Here is a 23,867-nt window from a genome sequence, read left to right on the forward strand (position 1 = left end):
GACACCAAACAACAACAAACAACTCAATACAACAAGCCTGAAGGCCCTAGACGTCGTGTGATGTCTAGGGCCTTCAGGCGTTTTCCAAAACGCGAGCCGTAGCTAGGTCGTATCGCCGCGGACTCCCATTACAAGGGCCATTCGTTATGAACCAAGCTCTTGCTGTTCAACGGAGAACCAACAAATGGGATAGCCTCACCGTTCCACTCGATCCTTAGTGCAAAGCCGTCCTCTTGACGGTATTTGAGGCGGATGACCGCTAGTTCGAATTCTTGCCCGTAGGACTGTTGCTCGACGAGCGCAACTGCACTTTTGTGGACCTCGCGGCGAGGGATAGGGGCGATGCGATAGCTGCCGTTATTCCAGCAGAAAATCGCATCAACTTGGCGGAGGGAGGTACCGCCCGTTGCCTTGCGCACGACAAAGTTTATGGCGAAACCGTCCCAGTCTCCACTGGAGGTCTGGTTGAAAAGTTGAATGGATGGTTTGACGTCGTTGATGAGTTGCTTGACTAATCCTCCATCGTCGCCGTTGGTGCCATTCCCATAGGCTGCGGGTGGTATGGCGTAGTCCAAAGCCGGGTAGGAGAACTGGCCAGATTGTGCGTTCTTGTGGCTCTGGTCTTTCAAATCCTGTGCAATGGGAGAGAGCTCCTCGAGGTTACTCGGCGGAGTGTAGTGGTCGGGGTAGTCTTTCCGGTCATACGTAAAGCTATCCAGCTTGTAGTCATAGCGCACGACCAGCAACGTTGCCACGATGTTGCTTGCGTTGAAAGCCTCCTGTGCTTGCTGCAGGCCATGCAGTTCACCCGCAAAGTTGGGCGGAAAGAGGTCTAGCAACAGATTCTGGTGAATGCGTTCGTGCGCTTCGCTATAACGCAGAACCCTGTCAAAGGGCGGTGCACCCGTGATTTCAGCGACATTGACGTAGATAAACCCGGCGGCCTTTTGCCAGACGGCGAAGAAGGTAATGGACTCGACGTTCTGCTCTTTGATGGTTGGGTCTGTGACGAATGAATGACGTACCGCCAGCTCGAATCTCTCTGTGGGAGAGCCAAAGCCGTATTCATAATGTTGCTGTGACATGTGAGCCACAATACAGAGTTTGCCCCGTTCCGGTCGGGGACGCTGGTGATAAAGCCCCGGAGAGCTTTTCTAGCAATTGTGCATCATACGGCGCACCGCTTCGCGGATGATCTCCGGACGCTTGCAGAAGGCAAAGCGAACCTTGGACTTCCACGGCTCTGGGTTGTCCGTGAAGGCGGCCAGCGGGATGGCTGCCACACCCTTTGTTGCGGGCAGCTGCATGCAGAAGTCCACGCCGGTCATTCCGGTGGGGGAGACATCGGCAACCACGTAGTAGGTTCCGCCGGTGTCGTGGACGTGGAAGCCCAACTGTTCTAGCCCTTCCACTAGGATGCCGCGGCACTCTGCAAGCTCAGACACCATGCCATCCAGCCATTCTTGTTCATAGCGCAGGGCATGTGCCACGGCGGGCTGGAAGGGCGTGGTGGAGACGAAGGTGGTGAACTGCTTGGCTTTGATGACGCCGTCGAGAAGCTTAGGCTCCGCAATGGCCCAGCCGGTCTTCCACCCGGTGCAGTTGAAGGATTTGGCGGCAGAAGACACCGTGACGGTGCGCTCGGCCATCCCCGGCAGGGAGGCGATGCTGACGTGCTCGGCGCTGCCTAAGGTGAGGTTTTCGTAGACTTCATCGGCCAACACAAGGAGGTCTTTCTCCACGCAGAGCTCGGCAAGCTCGGTGAGTGCCTCGCGGGAGAAGACCGAGCCGGTCGGGTTGTGCGGGGTATTGATGATGACCATGGCGGTCTTATCGGTCACGGCCGCACGTACCGCAGCAACGTCGATGTCCCAGCTGTTGCCGGATTCCTTCAAGGGGACGGGGATGCGGGTGGCGTCGGCAAGCGCGATGGCGGCGATATAGGCGTCGTAATAAGGCTCGAGGACGATGACCTCTTGGCCGGGCTCCACGAGGCCCAAGACTGTTGCGGTGATGGCCTCGGTAGCACCGGCGGTGACCACGACGTGATCCTGCGGCACGGAGTAGGTCTCCGCGATGGCGCTGACCAGCTCCGGGACCCCGCGTAGGGGAGCGTATTGGTTGTTTCCGCCGGCGATATTCTCCTGGGCAATCTCCAGCATGCGCCGTGGGCCATCGCTATCGGGGAAACCCTGGCCCAAGTTCACCGCGTCATGCTCCACGGCAAGCGCGGTCATGGTGGCAAAGATGGTTTCGCCAAATTCTTGAAGCCTGTGAACAGTCATTTACAGCACCAACAGATCGTACTTCGTAGCCTTGACGTCAGTCAGACGCTTGCGTGCGCGCTCCAGGCGCTGCCACTGATCCTCCGGAATGGACTTGCGTGCAATCGTCACGGTCTCCGCGTCCGGGGTGCCCCAAGCAATTGGCATCGGGGTGATCTGCTGCCAATGGTCTTTATCGCTGCTGCTGCGCTGGCCGGAAACAGCGGCCACCGGGACCTTAGTTCCCACGGTGCGCTTGATGCCTGGAATGCTCGTGACCGTGCGCAGGCATGCGCCCCACCGCGGCGGCGCCTTCGGGTCAACATTGGTGTTCACCAAGGCCATGAGGACCATGTCGCGCTCGTTGACCTCCGCTACCACGGCCGGGGCAAGCGGATAAGAGTCATAGAGCTTTTGCGCCGTGCCGACCTTTCGCGAGGCCATGATGCCAACAACGGCGCAAAAGATTCCGAAGAGCACCATGCCGACGGCCAGCGTGATGCGCCAGACGGCATCCATGCCGAAGTAAACGGCGAGGGCACCGAGGATAAGAACCAAGCCCATGATGAGGCCGGAATTGCGCAGGCGCGAGGAATCACGCAGGAGCTCGTTGTTCTTCTTGGCAAAGTCTTCGTTGACGTCAAACTTGAAAATCTTCATCAGCTCACAAGTCTACTTCGTCCACCAGCCGGTAGGCATAACCTTGCTCGGCCAAAAACCGCTGGCGGTGCATGGCATATTCCGCGTCGATCGATTCGCGCGCCACCAACGTGTAGAAGGTTGCTTCCTGACCATCCTTCTTCGGGCGCAGCAGGCGGCCCAAACGCTGGGCCTCCTCCTGACGGGAGCCGAAGGTGCCGGAAACCTGGATGGCCAGGGCGGCTTCGGGCAGGTCGATGGAGAAGTTCGCGACTTTGGAGACCACCAGGGTAGGAATTACGCCCTCGCGGAATTGCTGGAAGAGCTTTTCGCGCTTGGCGGTGGAGGTCTTGCCGTCGATGACGGGCGCGCCTAGGTGCTCACCGAGCTCCTCTAGCTGGTCCACGTAGGCGCCGATGATCAGTGCCTGCTGACCTTCATGTTTCTTCAACAGCTTGTCGACGGCCCGCAGCTTCGCGCCTGCCGACGCCGCAATCCTGTACCTCTCCCGTGCTTGTGCGGTGGCATAGAGCAGGCGCTCCTCCTGTGTCATGTCCACGCGCACCTCCACGCAGTCCGCGGTGGCAATATAGCCGGCGGATTCCAGCTCCTTCCACGGCGCGTCATAGCGTTTGGGACCGATGAGCGAAAAGACATCGCCTTCGCGGCCGTCCTCGCGGATGAGTGTGGCGGTCAGTCCTAAGCGGCGGCGCGATTGCAGGTCGGAGGTCATGCGGAAAACGGGGGCAGGCAGGAGGTGCACTTCGTCGTAGATAATAAGGCCCCAGTCGTGGGAATCGAAGAGCTCGAGCGCGCGGTATTCGCCCTTGGTCTTGCGGGTGACCACCTGGTAGGTGGCGATGGTGATGGGCTTGATTTCCTTCTTCTCACCCGAGTACTCACCGATCTCCTCGGGTGTGAGGCTGGTGCGGCGCAGCAGCTCATCGCGCCATTGGCGCCCGGCCACGGTGTTGGTCACGAGGATGAGCGTGGTGGCCTGTGCTTTAGCCATGGCGGCAGCACCCACGATGGTTTTGCCCGCGCCACAGGGCAGGACCACGATGCCGGAGCCACCGGACCAGAAGGAATCGGCGGCGTACTGCTGATAATCGCGAAGTTGCCAGTCCACCTCCTCCGTACTCAGCGCGATGGGATGGGATTCGCCGTCGACATAGCCGGCGCGGTCATCGGCGGGCCAGCTGGCTTTGAGCAGCTCTTGTTTGAGCCGCCCGCGTGCGGAGGGCGGCACGGCGATGGTGTTGTCATCAATGCGCGGGCCCAGAAGTTCGCTGACTTTTTTGGTGCGCGTGAGCTCCTCCAGGATGACGGGCTCGTCCGATTCGAGGATGAGACCGTGGGCCGGATGCGCCAACAATCGCACGCGGCCATAGCGCGACATGGTCTCAGCGACGTCGATCAGCAGCGCCTGCGGCACCGGGAAGCGGGAGTAGTTCTCTAAGACGTCGACGACTTGCTCAGCATCGTGCCCGGCGGCACGCGCATTCCACAGGGCTAGCGGGGTGATGCGATAGGTGTGGATGTGCTCGGGCGCGCGCTCCAGCTCGGCGAAGGGCGCGAGTGCCGCGCGGGCTGCGTCGGCTTGCGGGTGATCCACCTCGAGGAGGACAGTCTTGTCCGATTGGACGATGAGCGGTCCGGGCATGTCTGGGGCCTTTCTACTCTGTGCGTTAGGGAAGGGCTTAATCCCTGTCAGTGAAGCGGACGGAGGAAATGCGGTGAACCGGGAAGCGCACGGGTTTGCCCGCTGCGCCTAGGGCATCAATGTAGCCGCCCTCAACGGAGAGTGGTGTCACAGTCACGGTGCGGATATCGCCGCTTTTATCGGCATGGGAAATCACGATATCGGCGTGGAAGCGCGCGGCGGCGCGGGCCAGAGTGAGCGGATCTGGCTCCTCCTCCTGGTGTTGGCTCGGATCCTGCGCTGACTTCTGCAAAGCCTGAAGCGCCTGCTCCACCGAGGCGGGCTCGCGCTTGCGCGGCTTCGTGCGGGGCGTGGGCAAAAGGTAGGGCTCGGGGGCGACGGTAAGGGAAGCGCCGGATTCATCCTCCGGGGTGGGGGATAGGCCCTTCGCTCGCAGCTTCTCCAGCAACTCGCCCACGCGCAGCTGCGATACCGCGACGGTGGGCGCGAGCAGGCGCAGACCGGGAACGGATGCGACGGCAAGCTCCAGCAGCGCGGGGTCCTCGCTGCGAAGGTACGAGAGCGCTGGCCCGCTGCGGAGGGTGCCATGGCGCTTGGCGACGTCCCCGATGGCAAACCCCAACGCCTGCGGCACGCCCGTCGGGCAATGCGTTTCCAAAAAGTCGGTCATTTCCTGGGCGGTCAGACCCTGGTCCATGCCACGGCGAATGGTGGACTCGCTGATGCGGTACACGCTGGCCAAGCCTGGGGATTCGAGGTCCGCCAGGGAGGCGAGGGTGCGGTGCGTGTCTGGCTCAAGGGGGCCGGGCACGAGGACGGTGAGATCTTGTTGGATGATGAATTCGCTGACGGTATCGGGGACGAGGCTGGCGGCCGCGGCGGAATCAGCCAGCACGCGGGTGGCTTTGCCCAGTGCAATGGCACCGATCCATTCGGCTTCGGCGCGCAGATTCTCAATGGTCAGCGTGCGCGTGTGGCTGGCAAAGAGAGGGGAGCGAAAGCGCAGATCCTCCCAGAACTCTTCGCTGTTCAGCGCGACGGCGGAGTGAGCGTAGACACCCAGGACGAAGCTACGGAAGCGCGGCAGGCGGCGCACTGCGCTGTCGTCTGCGAGCACCCGAGTATCGCTCCATGTGGCCCAGGGGGAGGTACGCCAGGCGTCGAGAAGAATGCGCCACTTCTCCCCGAGATCGGCCTCGAGCCAGTCCTGGGAGCCGGTGGTGGGGGCGAGGAAATGGCCCTCTAAGCCATCAGGTTCGCCGCGGTGGAGAAGCCGGGCGTGGTGTCCTAGAGCAATAAGCCGCCCGACTTCTTCTTTATCCAAGTCGAGGTCCTTCGCCAACTGGTTGAGCGGGCGAACGCCCACCGAAGAATCCTTGAGCAGCGCGACCGGGTGGCTACCGAGCAACTCGATGAGCCTCTCCATGCCGCGCACGGCCTCGAGGCCCGCCGCGGCACCGGCGTCGTCTGCCTTTGAATCCGGTTCCGGGGTGCCGGCGCGTCCTGAAGGAGTGGTGGGGATGGGCGGGGTTGCGTCCCCAACCAGTGCACGGGCGAGCGCGCGCGGCAGGCGTACCGAGTGGGCATTGATGCGCTCCAAGAAACCTTTGGCCAGCAGGCGCTTGGCGGGGTCGTCAGAGTTGATATCCGGCTCGGTGTCAGTGGTGTATCCCACGCCATCGCCCTTGGCCAAAGCGTCGAGGATGTGGCGCTCTTCTGGAGTGAGCGCTTCGATGTCTTGTGCGTCGAACTCGACTTGATTGCGCAGCGACCAGCCGGTGGGAAGCGAGCCCATGACGGCGGTGACGATGCGCACCTGCGGGGCGTTGCCGAAGACGAGGCCGCGCTCCTTGAGCTGTTTCGTGATTGCCGGGTTGGTGTCTTCCACCATGTCGACTTCGCCGCCGCGTTGTGCGATGTCCTCCAAGGCGGCGAGCTGCTCGGCGTTGCTTGCCGCCAAGGCATCCGCGACGTGCATCGGAAGTGGCAGGCGCGAGGCCAGCGCGTCGAAGTCCTTCGGTGCGGGGGAGAGAACATCGCTGCGGTTACTCAGCAGGGCGCGTAAGTCTTCAGCGGGTAGTTGGCTGAGCCATTCGCGGTAGCTCTCGGTGACGTGGGCGCGGTTTGAGGGGGAGGTCATGATGGCCATCAAGTTTAGTAGGCGGGGGAGGGATGGGGCCCTCGTTGGGTGATTAAGTTACTTTTCGGCGCAGGGTTTGGAATAATAAGGAGCATGTCGAATGAGAACAAAGGCTTCGTATCCCCGGCTTGGCCGAAGAACAGCCCCCGCGAGCACGTCATTACTGAGATCACTGCACCGTTTGCTGGCGCATCCAGCCCGTATGGTGACGATCTGATTCTGCCGATGCCGGCAGAGAAGCTGAACTACGTACACCCGTACACCCGCATCAACCGCTAAGTTGGCGCGCAGAAATCTGCGCTTCACTTAGCGAATGTGCTGAGCCTGACTGGCCTGCTTTCAGCCCCTCCGAGAATGTTCTCCTCGGTGGGGCTATACGTGTTTGTAATGTACTTGCGCCTCAACTAGTCGGCACGGGAACTAGTCGGCACGGGCTTGGGCTTTAAAGCCGTCGAGCAGCGTATCGATGAGCTGGGCTTGTATACCTGATAGGTAGTCGGTGCTCACTGGCGTTCTGGGCAGCGGGCGGGTGATGAGACCGATGCCGATGTGAAGTTCGAGTGGGGTGAGGGACTCGGGGCAGAGGCCTGCTTGCCGCGCGAGTTCGATCATCGGTTGGTAGATCGATTTCAGTTCTGCTGTGCGATGGGCAGCGATCTTCTGCGCGTCATCGTCTGAGAACGCAGCAGTGTTCATTTCGGCTGCCGCAGCTTGAACAACCGCGGCGAAGTTAAGGCCGGCGATGCGATGAATGATATCGCGCCAGGTGCCTTCGGGGTCCTCGTCGAAGCCTTGCAGGTGGCTGTCCACCTCTTCCTTGATGTTCGCTACCTCCGCGCTGGTGATGGCAACGATGAGGGAGAGCCGCTCGGGGAAGTGGCGTGAGACCGTGGCGACGCCCACGCCAGCTTTGTTGGCGATTGAGCGCATGGATACGCCCGGTCCCTCGGAGATGAGCAGCTGCCTGGCTGCTGCGACGATGGCTTGCTTGTTTTCTGCTGCATCTTGTCTCACGGCTTGCATCATATCAAACGGAACACTATGCTCCACTTTGTAAGTGAAACATCCTGTTCCGTTTGGAGGCTATGTAATGTCAGCGGTGAAAAGTCGGGAAAGAAAGCAGCCATCGGTTGCTGTGAAATCGATAGCTGCCATCGTGGGGATCCCCATCGTTATCGGTCTCATGCTGTGGGCATTCTTGGCGCCCACCTTTGCATCCGGGCCAGCCGGAGTGCCGATTGCGGTCTCTGTACCGGAGCCCATGCTCGATGGCATCTCGCAGAAGATTGAGAGCGCGGCTGGGGATGAGGCCCCGGAGATCGTCGTGAAGCACGGCGAGGCGGAGGTGCGAGACGCGGTGCTACAGCGTGAGGCTGTTGGCGGCCTCGCTATCTCTCCTCAGGGCGCGAATGCTTTCACGGCCGCGGGAAATGGTGCTCCCTACGTTGCGATGGTTGACGGTCTTGCGAGCCAGCTCGAGGCTCAGGGGATGACCGTGGAGAAGCGGGAGCTGGCACCGACGACGAAGGAGGACCCGCAGGCAAGCGGCATTGCATTGCTTGGCCTTCCGCTAGCTTTTGGTGGCATTATTTCCGCTGTCATTGCCACCTTTGCATTCCGTGGTAAGAAGTGGATCAAGATGGGAGTGCTCGTTGGTATCGCGCTGGTGGGTGCGCTTATTGCTACGTGGATGCTGCACTCGGTTTATGGAACCCTCGGTGGCAGCTTCGCTGCCGAGTGGATGGCCATCGCAGCGGGTATCCTTGCGACTTCTGCGGTAACCGCCGGCCTCGCGGGAGTGATGGGGGCCGCGGGCATCGGAATCGGTGCTGTGGCGACCATCTTCCTGGCGAACCCGCTGTCGGGTCTGGCGACGGGACCATGGCTGCTTCCTGCCGGGTGGTCGACGCTGGGGCAGTGGATGCCCATCGGCGCGACGGGCCACTTGGTCCGTTCACTGTCCTTCTTTGATGGCAATGGTGCCGTCCATGCGTGGTGGGCACTGGGGCTGTGGATCGTTGTCGGTCTAGTGTTGCTGGCCTTCGATAGGTCGCGCGCTAAGGAAGACGTTGCCGTTGAGGAAAAGGTTTAAGCAAAACCAAAAGAGACTGGATGGAGGACACCATCCAGTCTCTTTTTATGTAGTTAGAGTTTTGCCTCGATGTGCCGTGCTTGCACGGCGCTGCGCGCTGCTTAGCGTGCAGCCAGAACCTGTGCCAGCGGGTCGATGACGTGGCGGTTGGCGGAGTAGAAGGCGTTGAAGTCGTGGCGGTTTGCCTTGTACTGCTCGGTGAAGGATGCCGGGATCGTCAGGCCGTACTGGGTGGCGGTGTCCTGGATGAGGGAGTAGAGGGCGTCGGAAGCCAGCTCATCGGTGGGCTCCTCAGCGGCCTCCTGAACGGCCTGCGGGGCGTCAGCCGGAGCCTCCGGAGCGGTCTTCTCCTCGGCCGGGGCTGCGGCTGCGCTTGCATCACGCGGGGTCGGGGCGGAGTTCAGGCCCAGGCTTGCGGAGCAAGCCGGCCATGCGCCCCAACCCTGCTGTGCCAGGGTGCGCTCAGCAACAACGATCTGCTGCTCGCGGGTTGCCAGGTTAGCGGTCGGAGCGAACTCGCCGCCGCCGTAGGCCTGCCAGGTCTGAGCGTTGAACTGCAGGCCGCCGTGGTAACCGTTGCCGGTGTTGATGGCCCAGTTGCCGCCGGACTCGCACTGCGCGAGGCGGTCCCAATCGGAATCCGGTGCAGCGGCAGCGTTCGGTGCCATGATGGCTGCGGCGGCGCCCACGGCAACGGTGGAGGCGGCAAACTTGGTGGCGATGGACTTGTTCTTAGCGGAGTGGCGTCCCATTAAAGTATTCCTTCTCTAGGTTGTTCTTGCTTTCTCGCGCCCAGATGATGCCCAGTCCGGCATAGTGTCTTGCAGTTGATGTTCATAGTCATGCACATCATGTGCGGCCGCCTAGTGGAAGCCCGGACTGTGTCTGGGGCGAGACTTCCACGGCCGGTGGCCGAAGTGCCTGTGGGAAAGAGTAGCGGTTTATAACGAAACAGTCACGTTAAATGCTCCAAAACGGTAACAATCATGGCAATTTATCTATGTTTCCCCTGTTCGCGGCGGCAATGTTAGCTACATCACGCATGTTATGGGTGTGGTTGATGGGGTGAACCCTGGGGCAAGTTTCTCTGGCGGAGCGTGGGGAGGTTAAGATGTATCTCTTTATAAGTTCCACGGATAGTTCCTCCGCGCGGCCGCTTCAGTATTAATTACGCCGCGTCTCCTCGTCCCGGAATGCTTGCGGCCTATAGGCCTGGCGCATGGCAGCGCCTAAGCTTTCATAAGAGGAGAGACGGAAAGAAAGTGAGTGAAGAACCATGCCTATCGGCAAAGTGAAGTGGTATGACGCGGACAAGGGCTTCGGCTTTGTCAGCAACCCCGGCGATGAAGACGTCTACGTTGGCCGCAACGTGCTGCCCAAGGGTGTTGATGAGCTGTATCAAGGCCAGCGAATCGAGTTCGACTTCGCTGCTGGCCGTCGCGGCCCGCAGGCGCTGCGCGTGAAGGTCCTTGATTCCCCGCGCCGCCGTACCCCGGCCCGCAAGCCGGAGGAGCTGTCGAGCATGCTTTCCGACGTCATGACGTTGCTCGAAACCCAAGTACAGCCTGTGCTGAGCCAGGGCCGCTACCCAGATCGCAAGACCGGCCGTCAGGTGGCGGAGATTCTGCGCGCTATTGCCAAGGACTTGGATAGCTAAGGGGCGGCCTACATTCGTAGGCCGATGACTGAAAAGTGCCCTAGTTGCCAAAAGCTAGGCTGATTTTTCAATGATCAGCCCTAAGTTTGGCAGCTAGGGCACTTTGTCGATCGGTGGGGCAGGGGCGCTACTTCTCAGCTGGCGCGTCGCCCGTGGCCTTGGACTCCTTGAGTTCTTCATCCGTCATGGTGGACAGGGACCACACCGTCTGCATCGGGGTTTCCTCGCCATTGGCATCGTGGCCAATCATGAGCGTGGAAATCTCCACCACCATCAGCTTGGGGCGCTCACCGGTGGAGGCCTCAATCGGCGGCACAGAGCCGGGGATATCCAGCGAGGTGGTCTCGTTGGCGCCGTGAGAGGTGCTGTCATTGGCGGCCGGGTCATCATAGATGGACAGCACGGACCACTCGTGGTTAGAGATGGCCTCGGGGATCTCCAACTTCAGGGTGTCATCGGGGCCCACCGTGAGGTTGGGAACCTCGCCTTCCTTGCAGTCGGTGCCAGGCTCGCAGACGCTATAGGGTGCAACGTCAAGGGTGTCGGAGCCCACCGTAGCCGTGATGGTGACGTCCTGTGGCTCGGGGCCCGGGCGGTCATTCCTCCACTTTTGGAACAGCACCACCGCCACGACGATGACCGCCACGGCGATGATGAGCACCAGAAACTGCAGCAGCGACTTCTTCCTTGCTTGCTTCACGGTAGCCATGGCTGAGAATCCTACTCGAAGCGCACCCGGTACAGCTCATCCCAGAGCTTGCCGGTGATCCAAAACTCGTCGGTGCCCGGGATTCGGGCAATGCCGTTGAGGACGGCGTTGGGATCCGTAGAAGGGGAATGGTTGAGGTTTGCGGTATCGATCACGGCGGTGACAGCGCCGGATTCCGGGTCAATGCGCAGGATATCCTCGCTCATCCAGACGTTGGCATAGACCGCACCATCGACGCACTCAAGCTCGTTGAGGTTATCCACGGGGGAGCCGTCGAGGGTGACTTCGGTGCGCGGGCCGAGCTCTGCGAAGGTCTTCGGATCCAGGTGACGCAGCTTGGCGGAGCCGTCGGACAGGATGAGTTCGGATCCCGCGTTGCACAGGCCCCAGCCCTCGCCGTCATAGCTAGCGCGGTCCAGTTCCTCGAAGGTGGCGGAATCCCGCAGGAAAGCTGTCCCGGATTTCCAGGTCAGCTGCCAGATGCCGGCGTCGGTCTGCGTGATTCCCTCGCCGAAGAATGAGCTTTCAAGCGAGGTTTCCTCTTGCGGGGCCTCTGCATCCGGGCTGAGGCGCAGCAGGCGGGACTTGCCGTTGAGCCCGGTGCCGATCAGCAGGTTGCCATCGGGGTCAACCTCCAGGCCCTGGGTAAAGGTATCGGGCGGCAGGGGTACGGTGTCCAGGACGGTAACGCCCAAGCGCTCTGGGGAGCGTGCGCTTGGCGACGTCCCACCGTCCCCCTTCGACGAGGAAGACGACGTCGAAGAGGCAGACGACACCGAAGAGGCAGGCGACACCGCGCGATCGCCTGCGGGTTGGGAGGAACACGACGTGAGCGGTGCGAGGAGAGCGCCGGCGGAGAGAGCTGCAGCGAGTGCGCGAGATGCGAGAGTGAGGTGCGGGAGGGCCATGACTGTCATTGTGCACTATGCCTTGGTGCGTGATTAATAATGGGAGGGTGACTCGCAAGAAAAAGATGCATTCCCCGCTTCTCGACTCGACCGCCGTCGACTTGGCGCGCCGGGCTGTGGAAGAGGTAGGTGAGGGGGACGTCGGCAAGCACCGCGGCGTTGCCGGAGTAGGCCGCAACGTGGCCACTCACCGTTTCGACGCCCACGTGCCGGGCTATCCGGGGTGGGAGTGGCATGCTGTCGTCGCCTGCGCGGAGGGCTCGCGCACACCGACCGTTAACGAGGTCGCGCTCGTTCCCGGCGGCCAGGCCCTCCAAGCACCCGAGTGGGTGCCCTATTCCGAGCGCCTGCGCCCAGGGGACCTTGGCCCGGGCGACCTCATGCCGCCCGCGCCCGATGACGAAAGGCTTGATGAAGGGAAGCTTTCCGAGGCAGGCCTCAAGGAAGCCAAAGAGCGCTGGCGCAAGAAGTATGGGCCTAATTCGGAGATGGCGGCGCAGGCGCAGCTGCAGTGCAAAACCTGTGCTTTCTATCTCGAGCTGATGCCTAATTATGGTGTCTGTGCCAATGAATACTCGGCGGATGGGAAAGTGGTGCACGCCACCTATGGCTGTGGTGCGCATTCCGGCACGACCATCCGTGAGGAGGGATCGGAGCAGGAGCGTCCCTTTGATGATGAGAAGCCGATCTTTTAAGAGGCTCGCCTTGCTCCCCGCACGCAGCAACGACGCAGCGTGCGGGGTTTGCGTTTTAGTACCTGGATGGAGCACCCTTAGCAGGTAAAACTTCATTTCTCTAGATAGAAGGGGCGCTCTCTCACGATGAACGCAGCTATCGATCGCTATTTCAAGATTTCCGAACGCGGATCCACCGTGGGAACCGAGGTCCGCGCCGGCGTGGTCTCGTTCTTCGCGATGGCCTACATCATCCTCCTCAACCCTCTCATCCTGGGCACGTCCGCTGACGCTGCCGGTACCACCCTGGGCATCCCGCAGGTCGCCGCCGCCACCGCACTGGTGGCCGGCGTCATGACCATCGCCTTCGGCATGATCGCCCGTTACCCATTCGCCATGGCTGCGGGCCTGGGTATGAACACCTTCGTCGCCGTGACGATGGTTTCCCTCAACGGCCTGGAATGGCGCGAGGCGATGGGCCTCGTCGTCATCGAAGGCATCATCATCGTCCTGCTGGCCATCTCTGGCTTCCGCCAGGCCGTTTTCGATGCCATCCCGGCCTCCATGAAGGCGGCGATGGGCGTGGGTATTGGTATGTTCATCGCGCTCATCGGTTTCGTGGATGGTCACTTTGTCACCCGCGTCCCGGATGCCGCGATGACCACAGTTCCGGTGAGCCTGGGCGTTAACGGTTCGATCGCTACGTGGCCGGCCTTCGTCTTCGTCGTGGGCCTGATTCTCTCCGCCTTCTTCGTCATCCGTCAGGTCCGCGGCGGACTGTTCATCGGCATCGTCATTACCACCATCATCGCCATGATCATTCAGGCGCTGACCGGTTCCGAGGACTGGGGCATGGCCACTCCGGAGGTGCCCAGTTCCTTGGGTGGTCTGCCGGATCTCTCGATTGTGGGCCAGGTCGATCCGATCAGCGCCTTTACCAAACTCGGCGTGGTCTCCACGGTCTTGCTGATCTTCACCCTGCTGCTCACCAACTTCTTCGACGCCATGGGCACCATGAACGGCCTGGGCAAGCAAGCCAACCTCGTGGACGAGAAAGGCAACCTTCCGGAGATGAAGACCGCCCTGGTGGTTGAGGGCTTTGGCGCCGTTGCCGGTGGCGCCGGTTCGGTCTCCTCCAACACGGTGTTTGCGGATTCGGCGGCCGGCATCGGTGACGGTGCCCGCACCGGCCTGGCCAACGTAGTGACCGGTGTGATCTTCCTGCTGGCCATGTTCCTCACCCCGCTCTACGAGATCGTGCCCATTGAGGCAGCGGCCCCCGTCCTCGTCGTCGTGGGCGTGATGATGGCGGCACAGCTCAAGGACATCGAGTGGAACCGCATGGAGGAGGCCATCCCGGCCTTCCTGACCATCGTGGTCATGCCCTTTACCTACTCCATTGCTAACGGTATTGGTGTGGGCTTCATCGCTTATGCCCTGATGGCTACCTTTGCCGGCAAAGCCAAGAAGGTGCACTGGATCATGTGGCTCGTGGCCGCCCTCTTCGTGGTCTACTTCGCCATGGAGCCCATCAGCTCGCTGCTGGCTTAGCCCGCCTGGGGTGAGCACGCGGCCCTGTGCCTAAACTAGGGGCCATGCGTTTTGTCATCGATGACCCCACAGACCCTCGCCTGGACGATATCCGCGATCTCAAGCACGCGGACAAGTCCGGCGAGGGTTTCGTCTTTGGTGAGGGCCCACTGTGCGTGGAGCGCCTGCTCGCCTCACGATTCCCGGTGCGCTGCATCATCGGCTTTGAAGGAAAGCTCGACACTTTCCTAGCGAACCACGATGTTGGCGATATTCCCGTCTATCAGGTCACTCGAGCAACGTTGGGGGAGGTCACAGGTTTCGACATGCACCGCGGGCTGGTTGCCGCAGCCGACCGCGCAGAGGCCTGGACCGTGGATGAAGTCATTGAGGGCGCTCGCACCCTGGCCATCATGGAAGGTGTGGGTGATCATGAGAACATCGGCTCGCTCTTCCGCAACGCCGCGGGCATGGATGTTGATGGCATCCTCTTAGGCTCGGGAGCTGCGGATCCGCTCTACCGGCGCTCGGTGCGCGTTTCCATGGGGCACGTGCTGCGTTTGCCCTGGGCTCGGTTCGATGGCGGCTTTACCACCTGGCAGCGCGGGCTGGAGAAGCTGCGCGACCAAGGCTTCAGGCTGGTGTCGCTGACCCCGCATCCGGAGGCCGTGCATATCGCCGACGCCCTGGAGGGGGCGGAGAAGGTGGCGCTGCTGGTTGGCGCGGAGGGCCCAGGCCTGACCGAGCATGCCATGCGCGCCACCGATGTGAGGGCGCGTATCCCCATGGCGGAGGGCACGGATTCCCTCAACGTGGCGACGTCGGCGGCAATTGCCTTCTACGAGCGCCAGCGTTCCCAGAGGCTCCGTGACGTCGACACCGCATAGCGGCGCACGAGTCCGCCGAGGTGCTTGGCGGTGCGGACAATCTCTTCGCCGGTGGATTCCGGCTCGAGGTCGTGCTCTTCATAGTCGTCATAATCGTTGAGCCCCAGCTTCGCCACTGAGGTTGTGGCCACCTCAGCCACGGTGCGGCGCGGTGGGGGAGTATCGACCTTGGGCTCGGGGCGGCCGTCGGTGGCATAGCCCACGACGTCCACGTCTGGGCCATCTTCGCCCACTTCGATGCCCAGCCAGAACTCTTGGGCTGCCTGGGTGATGGTGAGCGGCTCGAAGGGCAGGGCAATCCCACCTGCGGGCTCGTCCATCTCCCCGGCCCAGTAAGGGGCCTCAAAGGTTTCGGGCAGGCCATGATCCTCGTAGAGGTTAAAGCGCGTTCCACACAGGGAGCGCCGCAGGCGGCTGCCCGTCCAGTGCGCAAAGCCGGCATAGCCAGTCTCTGGGTTAGAGGTGAAGGCGTAAATCTCCTCTGCCGGCACGGCCTCGCGCAGGGTGCGGGAGAGCTGCGAGAGGATCAGCTGGTCATCATGGATGATGGTTTGCACGACGGCCACACCGGGGTAGCCGCCGATGTAGAACTCGCTCGCGCCGGGTTCGGCGGAACGGTTTAGGGGGAACTGCCCGATAGGCGTTACCGGTAGGGAGGGGTTGAGTTGAGCGAGAAACTTGCGGCCGAAACCGCGGTCAGCCTTGGGCTCTCCGCGGAGAACCTCGGCGGGATCGGCGGCGGTGACGTACCAGAGAGTGAGAACGGCGCTTTGGGTATCCACGGCAGGCTACTCGTTAATCGCGGGGGCGCTTGGTAGAGGAACGAACGCCGAGCAGCACATCCTCCCAGTGCGGGGTGACGGCCTTGCGGCGGCGCTTGGCAGGCTTGGGTTCCGGATCCGGGTTCTGGAGGAAGTCCTCGTCTACGCCCGATTCCTTCTCCTCCGGCTGTGCCGCCGCGCCCTCGTCGCGGGCATCTGCGTTTTCATCGGCGCCGGTTTCGGCGGGGTGCTCCCCACCGCGCGGGGAGGGAAGCACGGAAGGCTCGGCAGTGACGTCGGCCTCCGCCTCAGTGTTCTCATTTGCGTTGCCGGTGTAGGAAGACAGTTCCGTTACGCCGGGGGCTCCAGCGCGCGCGTCCTCGTTGACCTCTCGGCCCTCGGCGTAGTCACACCCATCGATGGCTTCGTCATAGCGCTCGCCACGGCCCACGGAGGTCAGCGAACGCACCGGCTGCACGAAGTCCGGGTCCGTCAGGTCTGCGGCCACGGAATTGCGTGCCTCCACCGTGGCCGGGGAGGACATCGTCTGCTTGAAGGTCCACTCCGCTTCGTTGGCGGAAAGCCCCGTCTTCCACGTGATGCGCAGGATCCACGGTTCACCTTGATGGCGGTAGGCGTCCCATGTTGCCTCCGACAGCGAGTGCCCACGTGCGGCGAATGCGGTGGCCAGGATCTCCCACAGGGTGAGCTTGGCCGGGCCATCCTCGCGGATGGGGTGCGCCTGCTTGGCGACGTCCGCAATGCGCGCCCGCTCCAAAAGCACCGGGTGCGCAAAAGGCTCGATGCGGGATTCCGGAACGTCGAGCTCCTCGGCGATCTCAGCGGCGCTGGCACCGGCGCGGATGCGGGCTTGAATCTCATTGGGGCGCAGGCGGATTTCTTGCGCCTGCTGCGTGTGCTGAGTCTGCGGAGAGGAAGGGGAGCCACCAGAAGATGGCATCACGGTGTGCAAACCAGCAGAGCGCGAAGCCTGTGCAGAAGTGGGGGAGGAATCGTCGGTGGCGTTCCCGGCCTCGTGCGTGGTGTGGTCGGATGCCTCTTTCGCGGAGTCGGAGTCGGCGGAGTCGGCGGGAGCGAAAAGCTCGCGAAGCTCGTCGGTGACCTCGAGGAAGAACTCCTCACCATCCTCGGCCCGGAGGACGAGCGAGGTGTCAGTTGAGTCGCTGGGTGCGAGGAAAATCTCGCGCATGATGGCGCTCCTTAGCCTGGTAGCGGACATGTGATGAAATCCACTTTACCCAGAACATGCCCCGAACTCTGGCAAGAGCGCGGGGCATGTTGTATGACTCAACAAATAGGTGCAAACAAAGTTGTTGCGTGGTGCAAGGAGTGGCGGGCGAAGGCTATCGGTTGTCCAAAACGTAATCGATAGCCTTGGTGAGCTTGGTGACGTCCGCGGAGTCGATCGCCGGGAACAAGCCCACTCGCAGCTGGTTGCGGCCCAGCTTGCGGTAAGGCTCGACGTCGAGAATGCCGTTGGCGCGCAGCGTCGCGGCAACCGCAGCTGCGTCGACGGAGTCCTCGAAGTCGATGGTGCCCACCACGAGGGAACGTGCGGCAGGCTCGGCCACGAAGGGGGTGGTCTCCGGGCGGGACTCTGTCCAGTTGTACAGGATGGAGGAGTTCTCCGTGGTGCGCTTGACCATGCCGTCGAGGCCGCCGTTGGCGTTCATCCACTGCACCTGATTCTCCAGCATGAGCAGCGTGGCCACAGCTGGGGTGTTGTAGGTCTGGTTCTTGCGGGAGTTGTCCACGGCGGTCTGCAGGTTGAGGAAGGGTGGGATGAAGCGATCGGAGGAGTTAATCTTCTCGATGCGCTCGAGGGCTGCCGGGGACATGGCCGCCAGCCACAGGCCGCCGTCGGAAGCGAAGCACTTCTGCGGGGAGAAGTAGTAGACGTCGGCATCCGACATATTCACGGGCAGGCCGCCGGCGCCGGACGTGGCGTCGACGACGACGAGCTGCTCCGCGTTTTCGGGGTTGGGGCGGGTCACCGGAACCATGGCTCCAGTCGAAGTTTCGTTGTGGGCCCACGCGATGATGTCGGCGCCTTCGGCATCAGCTGCCTTCGGATCAGGTGCGGTGCCGACCTCGGCTTCGGTGACGAGCGGGGCGTCGAGCCAGGGGGCGGCGGCTGCGGCTTTAGCAAACTTAGAGGAGAATTCGCCGAAGCTGAGGTGGGCGGATTTCTTCTCAATCAGGCCGAAGGTCGCCGCGTCCCAAAACGCGGTGGCACCGCCAAGGGAGAGGACAATTTCATAGCCTTCTGGCAGGGAAAACAACTCGGAAAGCCCTTCGCGGATGGAACCGACGAGGTTCTTGACGGCTGGCTTGCGGTGCGAGGTGCCAATGATGGTGCTGGCACCCGCGGTGATTGCCTCAATTTGGGAGGGGCGGACCTTCGAGGGCCCGCAGCCAAAGCGGCCGTCGGTGGGGAGGAGATCTGCTGGCAGGACGAGTTCTGAGTTGCTCATGTGGGCAGTGTAGCCTAATTTCGTTCGCGCATTAGATACTTTGCCAGGATTGCCAATGTTGGCAGAGTCACAGGTTTTGCTAGAGTGTGAAGAGGTTTAGATCTGTCGCGCCGGCTGCGGTCGGCGTTGAACATTGAGGAAAGGAATATACGTGGCTTCTGAAAAGAACAAGGTTGTACTGCAGTACCCCGGCGGCGAGTACGAGATGGACATTAAGCAGTCCACGGAGGGTGACTCCGGCTTCGATATTGGCAAGCTCCGTAACGAGACCGGCCTAGTCACCTTTGACCCGGGCTATGCGTCTACCGGCTCTACCGAATCCAAGATCACCTTTATTAATGGTGAGGAAGGCATCCTCCGCCACCGCGGCTACGACATCGCGGACTTGGCTGAGAACGCCACCTTCAACGAGGTGTCTTACCTGTTGATCAAGGGCCACCTGCCCACCGAGGATGAGCTGTCCAAGTTCAACAACGAGATCCGTCACCACACCCTGTTGGATGAGGACTTCAAGGCAGCCTTCAACATCTTCCCGCGCAACGCGCACCCGATGGCTGTTCTAGCCTCCTCCCTCAACATTCTTTCCGCCTACTACCAGGACCAGCTCAACCCGCTGGATGAGGAGCAGCTGGATAAGGCAACCGTCCGCCTGCTGGCTAAGGTGCCGATGTTGGCCGCTTATGCTTACCGCGCATCGCAGGGTAAGCCCTACATGTACCCGGATAACAAGCTCAACGCGCGCGAGAACTTCCTGCGCATGATGTTTGGTTACCCGACTGAAGATTATGAGGTCGACCCGATCGTGGCCAAGGCTCTGGATAAGCTCCTTATCCTGCACGCTGACCACGAGCAGAACTGCTCCACCTCCACCGTCCGCATGATCGGCTCCGCTCAGGCCAACCTGTTCGTTGCTATCGCCGGTGGTATCAACGCCCTGTCCGGCCCGCTGCACGGTGGTGCTAACCAGGCTGTTCTGGAGATGCTCGAGGATATCCAGAACAACCACGGTGGTGACGCAACCGACTTCATGAACCGCGTGAAGAACAAGGAAAAGGGCGTTCGCCTCATGGGCTTCGGCCACCGCGTGTACAAGAACTACGACCCGCGCGCGGCCATCGTCAAGGACACCGCTCACGAGATCATCGATCACCTCGGTGGCGATCCGATGCTGGACCTGGCTATGAAGCTTGAGGAGATTGCGCTGAACGACGACTACTTCGTCTCCCGCAAGCTCTACCCGAACGTCGACTTCTACACCGGCCTGATCTACCGCGCCATGGGCTTCCCGACGGACTTCTTCACCGTCCTCTTTGCCATCGGCCGCCTGCCGGGCTGGATTGCTCAGTACCGCGAGCAGCTTGAGCTCAACACCAAGATCAACCGTCCGCGCCAGATCTACACCGGCGAGACCCTGCGTAAGGTCACCCCGCGTAGCGAGCGCTAAACGGTAGCCTGAACGGTGGTCTTTAACAGGCCGCCGTGGCTTGACGTATAGCCCATACGCTGGGTTTCTAGGGCCGAGCCTCTCATCTCCGCTTATACTGGGGAACGTTGTGGCTCGGCCCACGCGTATGCGGCCAGCAAAGAAGAAAGTAATCCAAGGAGGATAATCCCCAATGGAAAAGCCCGTAATTGAGCCGGCAACGGAGCCTGCTCCCCAGGACCTTGTCATCGAAGACATCGTGGTGGGTGACGGTGCCGAAGCCCAGCCGGGCGGCTTCGTTGAGGTCCACTACGTTGGTGTTGACTACGAGACGAACCAGGAGTTCGACTCTTCATGGGGTCGTGGCCAGTCCATCGAGTTCCCGCTGACTGGCCTCATCGCCGGCTGGCAGGAAGGAATCCCGGGTATGAAGGTGGGCGGCCGCCGCAAGCTGGTCATCCCGCCGGAGAAGGCCTACGGCCCGGCCGGTGGCGCACACCCGCTGTCGGGTCGCACGCTGACCTTCGTCATCGATCTCATTCGCGCCTAAAGGAAAGGGCAAGGAAAGGGCTTAGCCCTTTCTGTTTCCCTCAATGACGCCCTGCCCGGCCGTGCGCTACTGCACGGCCGAGCAGGGCGTTTCGCGTGCGTAGGTTCGGATTAAAGCGCTGAGGAGCTATGCTTCGCCCCCACAGGGAGTTAAAGTGCGGCACAATGGGGGACATGAGTGTCCCACAAACCACGTTCAATGATGACCGCGAGATGCCGCTGATGGGTCTCGGAACCTACAAGCTGCGCGGAGAGGATCTCATCCGCTCCGTGCGTGAAGCCATCGATCTGGGCTACCGCCACTTCGATACTGCGACTCTGTACGAGAATGAAGAAGAACTTGGGCAGGCACTGAATGAGGCCATGAAGGCCGGTGACGTAACCCGGGATGAGCTGTTTATCACCAGCAAGGTCTGGCACGACCATCACGGTAAGGACAAGGTAGGCCAAGCCTTCCGTGAATCCTTGGACAAACTGCAGCTGGACTACCTTGACCTCTACCTCATCCACTGGCCGTGGCCGCAGGGTGGGCTCTATGTGGAGACGTTCGAGGAGATTGCCCGCATGCAGGGCATGGGTCAGATTGCGTCGATTGGCGTGGCCAACTTCTATGAGGAAACCTTGCAAACCCTGATTGATGAGACCGGTATCGTCCCGGTTCTCAACCAGGTGGAGCTGCACCCGGGCTTCACTCAGCCGGAGCTGCGCGAATTCCATGCCAAGCACGGCATCGTGACGGAGGCTTGGTCGCCGTTGGCGCGCGGCGTTGTGCTCAACAACCCGGTGGTTGAGTCCGTCGCCGAAAAGCATGGCATCACTGCCGGACAGGCGGTGTTGGCGTACCTGCTGAGCAAGGGGATTTCTGTTATCCCGAAGTCCAGCCGCCGGGAGCGCCTTGCAGAAAACTTCGCTGCCGCAGAGGTTGAGCTTACTTCCGAAGACGTAGCGGCTCTTGATGCGCTTGATGGCCAGGAAGGCTTTGGCCGTATGTTCAAGGACCCGCGAGAGTTCCCTGGCGCCTAAGCCGAAACACGTGGGGCGTAACCAAACGCCCGCGAGCGGTGGAGCCCGCCTTCAGCGCCTTGCTCTTTCTTTCTACATCGTTAGGGGAGAGGGGAGGACGCTGAAGGCGGGCTTTGTTGCGTACCCAGGGAAGTGGGAATCGTGAGGGGTGGGGGAGTGAAGATCTGTGAAAGACTCTGTGAAGTTTCGGTTTGCTAAATTAGATTCTTCCTTTGGAATCTCCTGTGGGGGTGCTAGCAGCGAGATAGAAATCCCTTGTAGTTGCAAGGGTAGGGGGTAGCGAAAGTGTATGTTATTAACTTTTCTTGGCAGGATTTACAACCTTGCAAGAGCGGTTAGGTAACTTACTGTGCAAGGCAAAACGTGATTGAAGACACTACCTCTTGTCTCTCACCGCGGTTTGTGGAGAAAAGACCCCTTGTAAGGAGAGCGACATGACTGACGCACCTGCTTCGATTAACTCGCGCCGCGAACCTACGCCGCAAGAGTTCATCGAGATGCGTGACAGCCCGCAGTTTGCCAAGCTGCGCAGCGCGTACCGCAAATTCACCTTCCCCATGACTGTGGCGTTCTTTGTGTGGTACGTCCTCTATGTGCTGGCTGCGGTCTTTGCCCCCAGCTTCATGGCCATAGAACTTGGTGGCGGTTGGAACATTGGCCTTGTCTTCGGCCTAGCCCAGTTCCTGACAACCTTCATCATCACGTACATCTACGTCAACTACGCCAACAAGAACATCGAGCCGCAAGCAGCGGCCATTCGCCAGGAACTGGAGGGCTAAACAATGCAGACCATAACCTTGGCCGCAGCGGAATCCTCCGCCGGCAACCCGATTCTGAATATCTCAGTCTTCGCCGCCTTCCTTGTCGTCACCATGTACGTGGTGCTTCGCGCCGGCAAGTCCACGAAGGAAGCCTCTGACTTTTACACCGGCGGTGGTAGCTTCTCCGGCCGGCAAAACGGCCTTGCTATCTCTGGCGACTATCTGTCCGCCGCGTCCTTCCTGGGCATCGTCGGCGCCGTTGCGCTCAACGGCTACGACGGCTTCCTCTACTCGGTCGGCTTCTTCGTCGCCTGGCTCGTTGCGCTGATGCTCGTCGCGGAGCCGATGCGCAACGTTGGCCGCTTCACCATGGCGGACGTGTTGTCCTTCCGCCTTAAGCAGCGCCCGGTGCGCGTGGCAGCTGCGATTTCGACCCTGTTCGTGTCGCTGTTCTACCTCATCGCGCAGATGGCCGGCGCAGGTTCCCTCGTGGCCGTGCTCCTGAATATTCACGATTTCAAGTGGCAGGCCGTCGTCGTCGGCATCGTGGGCATCCTCATGATCGTTTACGTTCTTGTTGGCGGCATGAAGGGTACGACCTACGTGCAGATGATCAAGGCCGTGCTCCTGGTAACCGGCGTGGTCATCATGTGCATCCTCACCTTTGTCTTGTTGAAGGGGGGCTTCAGCGCACTCTTTACCCAGGCGATTGATATGCACGCTAATTCCGAAGCCATCAAGGAGGGCGGCTATGAAGCCTCCCAGATCATGGAGCCGGGCCTGAAGTACGGCAAGAACCTCACCACCAAACTCGACTTCATCTCCTTGGGCATCGCCCTCGTTCTCGGTGTTGGTGGCCTGCCGCACGTTCTCATGCGCTTCTACACGGTGCCGACCGCGACCGAGGCTCGCCGCTCCGTTACCTGGGCCATCGTCATCATCGGTGCCTTCTACCTCATGACTCTGGTTCTGGGCTACGGCGCTGCCGCCCTGGTTGGCCCGGACCGCATCCTCGCCGCACCGGGTGGTGCAAACTCCGCGGCACCGCTGCTGGCCCTGGAAATCGGTGGCTCCATCTTCATGGCGGTCATTTCTGCGGTGGCCTTCGCTACCGTTCTGGCTGTCGTCGCTGGCCTCGCCATTACTGCATCGGCCTCCATCGCGCACGACATCTACCACTCCGTTATCCGCAACGGCGAGTCCACCGAGGCTGAGCAGGTCCGGGTCTCCCAGATCACCGTGGTTGTCCTGGGCATCGTCGCCATCATTCTGGGCATTCTGGCCATGACCCAGAACGTGGCCTTCCTGGTCTCCCTGGCCTTTGCGGTGGCGGCATCGGCCAACCTGCCGACCATCCTGTACTCCTTGTACTGGCGTCGATTCAACACCGCGGGTGCCGTGGCATCGATGTACACCGGTGTTATCTCCTGCCTGGTGCTCATCTTCCTGTCCCCGGCGGTATCTGGTACCCCGACCTCGATGTTCCCGAACGCTGATTGGTCCATCTTCCCGCTGTCCTCCCCGGGCCTGGTGACCATCCCGCTGGCCTTCTTCGCAGGCTGGATCGTCTCCATCATGACCCCGCCGGATAACCTGGACGAGCTGTCCGCCGAGATGGAAGTCCGCTCCCTGACCGGCGTGGGCGTTGAGGCTCCGGTGGATCACTAAAGCGCCTCAATCACTCCGTTTCGG

23 protein-coding genes are annotated in these 23,867 nt (G+C 61.3%); 11 read left to right on the plus strand and 12 right to left on the minus strand.

Annotated elements, in window-relative coordinates; all coding sequences use genetic code 11:
• Nucleotides 1-128: 128 nt before the first annotated feature.
• The 5 genes from HMPREF2822_RS07295 to HMPREF2822_RS07315 form a co-directional block, all read right to left on the minus strand.
• Entirely contained in the window at nt 129-1,085 is a 957-nt protein-coding gene (locus tag HMPREF2822_RS07295; RefSeq protein ID WP_070523033.1) for a hypothetical protein, read from the minus strand.
• A 69-nt stretch (nt 1,086-1,154) separates the two neighbouring features.
• Entirely contained in the window at nt 1,155-2,285 is a 1,131-nt protein-coding gene (locus tag HMPREF2822_RS07300) for an aminotransferase class I/II-fold pyridoxal phosphate-dependent enzyme (RefSeq protein ID WP_070523036.1), read from the minus strand.
• On the minus strand, nt 2,286-2,924 hold the full coding sequence (locus tag HMPREF2822_RS07305; RefSeq protein ID WP_070523039.1) for a DUF3239 domain-containing protein: 639 nt from the start codon (nt 2,922-2,924) through the stop codon (nt 2,286-2,288).
• Between the two features lie 4 nt (nt 2,925-2,928).
• A complete protein-coding gene (locus HMPREF2822_RS07310) occupies nt 2,929-4,566 on the minus strand; it encodes a DNA repair helicase XPB (protein ID WP_070523042.1) in 1,638 nt (545 codons plus the stop codon).
• Between the two features lie 37 nt (nt 4,567-4,603).
• On the minus strand, nt 4,604-6,706 hold the full coding sequence (locus HMPREF2822_RS07315; protein ID WP_070523104.1) for a helicase-associated domain-containing protein: 2,103 nt from the start codon (nt 6,704-6,706) through the stop codon (nt 4,604-4,606).
• Nucleotides 6,707-6,799: 93 nt separating this feature from the next.
• On the opposite strand from HMPREF2822_RS07315, the gene HMPREF2822_RS07320 reads away from it, so the two are divergent.
• Nucleotides 6,800-6,985, plus strand: coding sequence for a hypothetical protein (locus HMPREF2822_RS07320; RefSeq protein ID WP_070523044.1), 186 nt, complete (start codon nt 6,800-6,802; stop codon nt 6,983-6,985).
• 141 nt (nt 6,986-7,126) lie between these two features.
• Here HMPREF2822_RS07320 and HMPREF2822_RS07325 read toward each other — a convergent pair whose 3' ends face one another.
• Complete coding sequence (locus HMPREF2822_RS07325; RefSeq protein ID WP_232755625.1) at nt 7,127-7,729, minus strand: TetR/AcrR family transcriptional regulator; 603 nt, start codon at nt 7,727-7,729, stop codon at nt 7,127-7,129.
• A gap of 112 nt (nt 7,730-7,841) precedes the next feature.
• Here HMPREF2822_RS07325 and HMPREF2822_RS07330 point away from each other — a divergent pair, with 112 nt between their 5' ends.
• Nucleotides 7,842-8,798, plus strand: coding sequence for an ABC transporter permease (locus tag HMPREF2822_RS07330; RefSeq protein ID WP_232748464.1), 957 nt, complete (start codon nt 7,842-7,844; stop codon nt 8,796-8,798).
• A gap of 101 nt (nt 8,799-8,899) precedes the next feature.
• On the opposite strand, the gene HMPREF2822_RS07335 is transcribed toward HMPREF2822_RS07330, so the two are convergent.
• Nucleotides 8,900-9,550, minus strand: coding sequence for a resuscitation-promoting factor Rpf1 domain-containing protein (locus tag HMPREF2822_RS07335; protein WP_070523053.1), 651 nt, complete (start codon nt 9,548-9,550; stop codon nt 8,900-8,902).
• 524 nt (nt 9,551-10,074) lie between these two features.
• Between HMPREF2822_RS07335 and HMPREF2822_RS07340 the strand changes: the two genes are divergently transcribed.
• Nucleotides 10,075-10,455 (plus strand): cold-shock protein, encoded by a 381-nt coding sequence (locus tag HMPREF2822_RS07340; protein WP_070523056.1) that lies wholly within the window; start codon nt 10,075-10,077, stop codon nt 10,453-10,455.
• A gap of 127 nt (nt 10,456-10,582) precedes the next feature.
• On the opposite strand, the gene HMPREF2822_RS07345 is transcribed toward HMPREF2822_RS07340, so the two are convergent.
• Both HMPREF2822_RS07345 and HMPREF2822_RS07350 read right to left on the minus strand, forming a co-directional pair.
• Nucleotides 10,583-11,164, minus strand: a complete 582-nt coding sequence (locus tag HMPREF2822_RS07345; protein ID WP_070523059.1) for a DUF2771 domain-containing protein — start codon at nt 11,162-11,164, stop codon at nt 10,583-10,585.
• Nucleotides 11,165-11,175: 11 nt separating this feature from the next.
• Nucleotides 11,176-12,081 (minus strand): glutaminyl-peptide cyclotransferase, encoded by a 906-nt coding sequence (locus tag HMPREF2822_RS07350; protein ID WP_118790694.1) that lies wholly within the window; start codon nt 12,079-12,081, stop codon nt 11,176-11,178.
• A gap of 56 nt (nt 12,082-12,137) precedes the next feature.
• Between HMPREF2822_RS07350 and HMPREF2822_RS07355 the strand changes: the two genes are divergently transcribed.
• From HMPREF2822_RS07355 to HMPREF2822_RS07365, 3 genes are all read left to right on the plus strand, one after another.
• Nucleotides 12,138-12,767, plus strand: coding sequence for a DUF3027 domain-containing protein (locus HMPREF2822_RS07355; RefSeq protein WP_319803319.1), 630 nt, complete (start codon nt 12,138-12,140; stop codon nt 12,765-12,767).
• A 126-nt stretch (nt 12,768-12,893) separates the two neighbouring features.
• Entirely contained in the window at nt 12,894-14,297 is a 1,404-nt protein-coding gene (locus tag HMPREF2822_RS07360) for an NCS2 family permease (protein WP_070523067.1), read from the plus strand.
• Nucleotides 14,298-14,341: 44 nt separating this feature from the next.
• Nucleotides 14,342-15,163 (plus strand): TrmH family RNA methyltransferase, encoded by an 822-nt coding sequence (locus tag HMPREF2822_RS07365; protein WP_070523069.1) that lies wholly within the window; start codon nt 14,342-14,344, stop codon nt 15,161-15,163.
• Here the strand turns inward: HMPREF2822_RS07365 and HMPREF2822_RS07370 are convergent.
• From HMPREF2822_RS07370 to serC, 3 genes are all read right to left on the minus strand, one after another.
• Nucleotides 15,115-15,945 carry a DUF6928 family protein gene (locus HMPREF2822_RS07370; RefSeq protein WP_070523079.1) on the minus strand — a complete coding sequence of 277 codons (831 nt, stop codon included), beginning with the start codon at nt 15,943-15,945 and terminating at the stop codon, nt 15,115-15,117. The two genes, HMPREF2822_RS07365 and HMPREF2822_RS07370, sit on opposite strands and share 49 nt — an antisense overlap.
• Before the next feature lie 13 nt (nt 15,946-15,958).
• Nucleotides 15,959-17,134: a septation protein SepH gene (gene sepH / locus HMPREF2822_RS07375; protein WP_070523082.1), complete on the minus strand. Its 1,176-nt coding sequence runs from the start codon at nt 17,132-17,134 to the stop codon at nt 15,959-15,961.
• Between the two features lie 154 nt (nt 17,135-17,288).
• On the minus strand, nt 17,289-18,419 hold the full coding sequence (gene serC, locus HMPREF2822_RS07380) for a phosphoserine transaminase (RefSeq protein WP_070523086.1): 1,131 nt from the start codon (nt 18,417-18,419) through the stop codon (nt 17,289-17,291).
• A 151-nt stretch (nt 18,420-18,570) separates the two neighbouring features.
• On the opposite strand from serC, the gene HMPREF2822_RS07385 reads away from it, so the two are divergent.
• From HMPREF2822_RS07385 to HMPREF2822_RS07405, 5 genes are all read left to right on the plus strand, one after another.
• Nucleotides 18,571-19,863: a citrate synthase gene (locus HMPREF2822_RS07385; protein ID WP_083299257.1), complete on the plus strand. Its 1,293-nt coding sequence runs from the start codon at nt 18,571-18,573 to the stop codon at nt 19,861-19,863.
• 172 nt (nt 19,864-20,035) lie between these two features.
• Nucleotides 20,036-20,392 (plus strand): FKBP-type peptidyl-prolyl cis-trans isomerase, encoded by a 357-nt coding sequence (locus HMPREF2822_RS07390; RefSeq protein ID WP_010187736.1) that lies wholly within the window; start codon nt 20,036-20,038, stop codon nt 20,390-20,392.
• 164 nt (nt 20,393-20,556) lie between these two features.
• Nucleotides 20,557-21,414, plus strand: a complete 858-nt coding sequence (locus tag HMPREF2822_RS07395; RefSeq protein ID WP_070523088.1) for an aldo/keto reductase — start codon at nt 20,557-20,559, stop codon at nt 21,412-21,414.
• 434 nt (nt 21,415-21,848) lie between these two features.
• The gene (locus HMPREF2822_RS07400; RefSeq protein ID WP_070523091.1) at nt 21,849-22,193 is read left to right on the plus strand and encodes a DUF485 domain-containing protein; all 345 of its coding nucleotides are present in this window, start codon (nt 21,849-21,851) and stop codon (nt 22,191-22,193) included.
• A gap of 3 nt (nt 22,194-22,196) precedes the next feature.
• Nucleotides 22,197-23,843: a solute symporter family protein gene (locus tag HMPREF2822_RS07405; protein ID WP_070523094.1), complete on the plus strand. Its 1,647-nt coding sequence runs from the start codon at nt 22,197-22,199 to the stop codon at nt 23,841-23,843.
• Nucleotides 23,844-23,867 lie beyond the last annotated feature (24 nt).

This window comes from Corynebacterium sp. HMSC062E11 (assembly GCF_001811845.1).
GTDB lineage: Bacteria > Actinomycetota > Actinomycetes > Mycobacteriales > Mycobacteriaceae > Corynebacterium > Corynebacterium hesseae.